This is a genomic window from Thermoflexus sp. (genome assembly GCF_042408365.1).
Taxonomy (GTDB): domain Bacteria; phylum Chloroflexota; class Anaerolineae; order Thermoflexales; family Thermoflexaceae; genus Thermoflexus.
The window spans coordinates 1-3,771 of the sequence record NZ_JBHOQJ010000012.1 but is presented as its reverse complement, the minus strand read 5'-3'; the positions used below and the strand labels follow the sequence as shown (position 1 = coordinate 3,771).

4 protein-coding genes are annotated in these 3,771 nt (G+C 61.5%); all 4 read right to left on the bottom strand.

The window, feature by feature from the left end; translation table 11 throughout:
* Positions 1 to 68: 68 nt before the first annotated feature.
* Positions 69 to 608 carry an ATP/GTP-binding protein gene (locus ACFMO5_RS00405; RefSeq protein WP_376790796.1) on the bottom strand — a complete coding sequence of 180 codons (540 nt, stop codon included), beginning with the start codon at positions 606 to 608 and terminating at the stop codon, positions 69 to 71.
* A gap of 173 nt (positions 609 to 781) precedes the next feature.
* Complete coding sequence (locus tag ACFMO5_RS00400) at positions 782 to 1,585, bottom strand: DUF4388 domain-containing protein (RefSeq protein WP_376790795.1); 804 nt, start codon at positions 1,583 to 1,585, stop codon at positions 782 to 784.
* 84 nt (positions 1,586 to 1,669) lie between these two features.
* A complete protein-coding gene (locus ACFMO5_RS00395) occupies positions 1,670 to 2,470 on the bottom strand; it encodes an NAD-dependent protein deacylase (protein WP_376790794.1) in 801 nt (266 codons plus the stop codon).
* A 75-nt stretch (positions 2,471 to 2,545) separates the two neighbouring features.
* Positions 2,546 to 3,703, bottom strand: coding sequence for a M20 family metallopeptidase (locus tag ACFMO5_RS00390; protein ID WP_376790793.1), 1,158 nt, complete (start codon positions 3,701 to 3,703; stop codon positions 2,546 to 2,548).
* Positions 3,704 to 3,771: the final 68 nt, after the last annotated feature.

Below are 3,771 nucleotides of genomic sequence, written 5' to 3'. Positions count from 1 at the left end.
CCCAAGGATTTTCTCTTTCCTTTTCCCCCACCGCCCAAAGGGCCGTGGGGGGAGTGGGGGCATGGGCGTTACCGCGACGTGGAAAGCTCCTCAAGGATCGAGTAGAGCAGCTCCAGGACCACAGTTTTCACACTATCCCGTCGGGTGGCCACGCATGGCAGCACCTTCGCCTGGCTATCCAGACGCAGCGCGATGCGCAGATCCTCTGGATCCCATGCGTCCTCGAGGTCCTGCTTGTTGGCAGCGACCACAAAGGGGGTTTGCGCGTAGCGGCGAAAGGTGTCGAGAATATTACGAGCCTCTCGGAACGTCTCGGGTCTCGTGCTATCGACCATTACAACGAACCCCAACATTCCCTCGGCCAGGATCTCCCACATGAAATCGAACCGCCGTTGGCCAGGCGTGCCGAACAAATACAGCACCAGATCTTTATCGATCGTGATCCGCCCGAAGTCCATCGCCACTGTGGTCTGATCCTTGATCGTCCGTTCCACTGAGGTGGAGATCCGTCGCTCGGTGGATACCACCTCAATCTCGCTGATGGTGCGAATGAACTGGGTTTTCCCCGAGGCGAAAGGCCCGGTCACCACAATCTTCACCGCTTGCATAGGGCGGCTGTCCCTCCCGAGAGATCTTCGAACATTATGGAATCGGAACGCTATCCCTCCTCCTGCCTCGTGGCGCGGGAGGGGAAGAAATCCCCTTTTGACCTGCCAGGGGGAGCGGCCCAAACGCCAGGAAGGGAGTCGCCTTCCTGGGTCCAACCCGGCCGCCCAAACCGCTAGAGCCTACGGAAGTAATTGATCAGCTTCTCCACCACTGAACGCGAGACCCCGCCCTTGGACCCTGGGAGTGGCACGCCTGGCGGGGTTGCAGGTGGTGGTGCTCCCAGCTCGATCAGGCCCGCCTGGAGGAGTCCATAGATGATGCGTCGGATCTGAATCTCGTCCATGTTCAGGCGGCGCATGATTTGCTCGATTGTGTTCCGGCCATTCACCTGACTGATCACCCGCCATTCCTCTGTGCTCAGCTGCACCTTGCGAATAGCTTCCGGACGGCTGGTCAACCGAACCGGGATATCCAGATCGGGGAGCTCCTCCTTCAGGCGCTCTACCTCCCGGAGACGTCGGACACCTTCCATAATGATGTTCTCTAGATCGATGGGAACCGGGATGCGGTTCTGGAGCACCTGAAGGTCCGGCTCGAAGCGAAACATTCCCTCGTTCCACGAAAACAAGCGGTAGACCACATCCAGCATCTGGGCCCGCAGGCTGTTCAGGATGTCCTGCTGGGTGACATAGCCCGCTTCAATCAATTTGAGGCCCAGCACTTTATCATCCTGAAGGCGCGAGAGGTCGAATACCTTCAGCTGTTCCGGCTGGAGTTTTCCGGCCCGGATCAGAACATCCGCCAAGCGTCCATCCTGACGGTCCAGCGCCGCGTAAATCAGCTTACCGTCCTTAAAACATAGCCGGGCTGTGCCGTTCCGGCTCTCCACGGTCAGTGTTCCGGTCTTCCGGGCCAGATGGATCAAGTTGAGCAGTTGGGCGGTGTTGAAATCCCGAAGGTTCCCCTTCAGCGCCATTCAGATCCTCCCCATCTCGTTTCTCCGGTTTTTGAGCAGGGCCGCCCTCGGCGGCCCCACCCACCCCAAAATCCCCTCTCCCGCTCAACCGACCGTCCCCTCCGGATAGCTCCCCGAGGTCGTTGTCTGCTCCGGGCCCAACACCAGATCCACCAGGTGAGGAAGCGCCTCGGCCACGTCCATGTGGATTCGGATATCTGCGTACCGATCGGCCGCTGTCGGGGAGAGGTTGATGATGATCAGGCGAGCACCATGCTCCTTGGCCAGGATCGGCAAGTCCCCAGCAGGGGCAACCTCCAGCGAGGAGCCGGCCACCAGGAACACATCGGCCCGTCGGGCTTCCTGCTGGGCCGCCAGGAACGCTCGGGCCGGCAATTGTTCCCCAAAGAGGATGATGTCCGGCTTCAGCACGCCTCCACATTGCTCACAACGCGGGATCGTCCCATCCTGCAAGAAGGCTTTCAGATAGGGATCCGCAGGGACTTTCCGATAGCACCGGATGCAGGTGGCCTCCCGCAAGTGGCCGTGCACCTCGATGACGTTACGGGAGCCCGCTTTCTGGTGGAGCTCATCGATGTTCTGGGTGATCAATGCCTTCAGGATGCCTGCGGCTTCCAAGCGGGCTAGAGCGTAATGAGCAGGGTTCGGCTGGGCCTCCAAGATCCGACGGGCCAACGGGCGCACCCACTCGAAAAACGCCTCGGGGCGGCGGGAGAAGGCCCAGATCGAGGCCACCTCCATCGGATCGTAGATGGTCCACAATCCAGAGCCCTCGCTTCGAAAATCGGGGATCCCGGATGGTGTGCTGATCCCCGCGCCGGTCAAGGCGACCAGATGGTGCGAACGCCGGATGAACTCAGCCGCACGGATCAACTCTCCACGCATCACACTGACTTCCTGGCTCTTTTGAGGGCCAAGAGACCATCCTTCTTTGGTCTCCAACCAAACCTTGCTCTACAACTATAATACCGCCCATCGGGTCAGCAAAGCTGCAACGAGGGCCGCCCGCTGGGGGAGGGAATCGATGCGCACGTGCTCCTCCAGGGCGTGAGCGCCGTTGCCGATCGCCCCTAAGCCATCCAGGGTCGGGATCCCGAGAGCTGCCGTGAAGTTTGCATCGCTTCCCCCACCGGTCCCCCCCTCCGTGAGGGTCAAGCCCAGCTCGGCGGCGATGGCGCGGGCTCGCTCAAAGGTGGCAACCATTAGAGCGTTGCGCTCCATCGGCGGCCGGTTGAAACCACCCCGGACCTCCAAACGAGCCCCTTCGAGGACCGGGCGAAGGGTTCGGAAAGCCTTCTCGATCCGATCCATCTCCGCCCGCGTTGCCACCCGCACATCCACCACCATCTCCGCATATTCCGGCACCACATTGGGACGGGTGCCGCCTCGGATCACGCCCACTGTCACCGTGGTGCCCCGGCGGATATCCGCCAGCCCGCGCAGGCGCAGGATCTGATACGCCAGCTCCTCAATAGCGTTGATCCCACGCTGGGGATCCGCTCCGGCGTGGGCGGATCGGCCGTAGGCAACCACGGTGAAATCCCCCACCCCCTTGCGAAATGTTTTTAGACTCCCGTCAGGGAGCGCCGGCTCCAGACAGAGCACCAAGTGGCTACGCCGGGCCTCCTCCTCGATCAGAGGGCGGGAAGTCTCGCTGCCAGTCTCTTCATCGCTGGTGAAGAGCATGCGGATCCGATGGGGAGGCCGAACGCCCAGCGTCAGAAGCCCCCGCATGGCGCCCAGCAGGACAGCGATCCCTCCCTTCATATCGAAGACCCCTGGGCCGTAGAGCCGGCCGTTCTCTTCGCGGATCGGCATACGGGCCAGCGTCCCCAAGGGCCACACGGTATCCAGATGGCAAAGGATAAGGATCTGGGTTGAAGCCTCTGGATCCCCCCAGGTGGCAAGCCAGTGATCGCCCACCATCTCCTGAGGGATGCGCTCGACCCGGGCCCCGAGATCCCGCAGCCGCTCCGCCACAAACTCCCCCAAACGGTCCACTGCGGCTTTCTCCGTGGTGGGCGACTCCCGAACGGTTAACTCGCGCAACAACGTGACCAGCTCCTCTTGAAGCCCGAGGAACGTCTCCATCCAAGCGGCTTGTGATGGATGAGCCATCGTCTTTCTCCCAGCAGTGGTGTTGACTTGAGGAATGACATCTTCGGGGGTTAAGGGCCGCCTTTGGC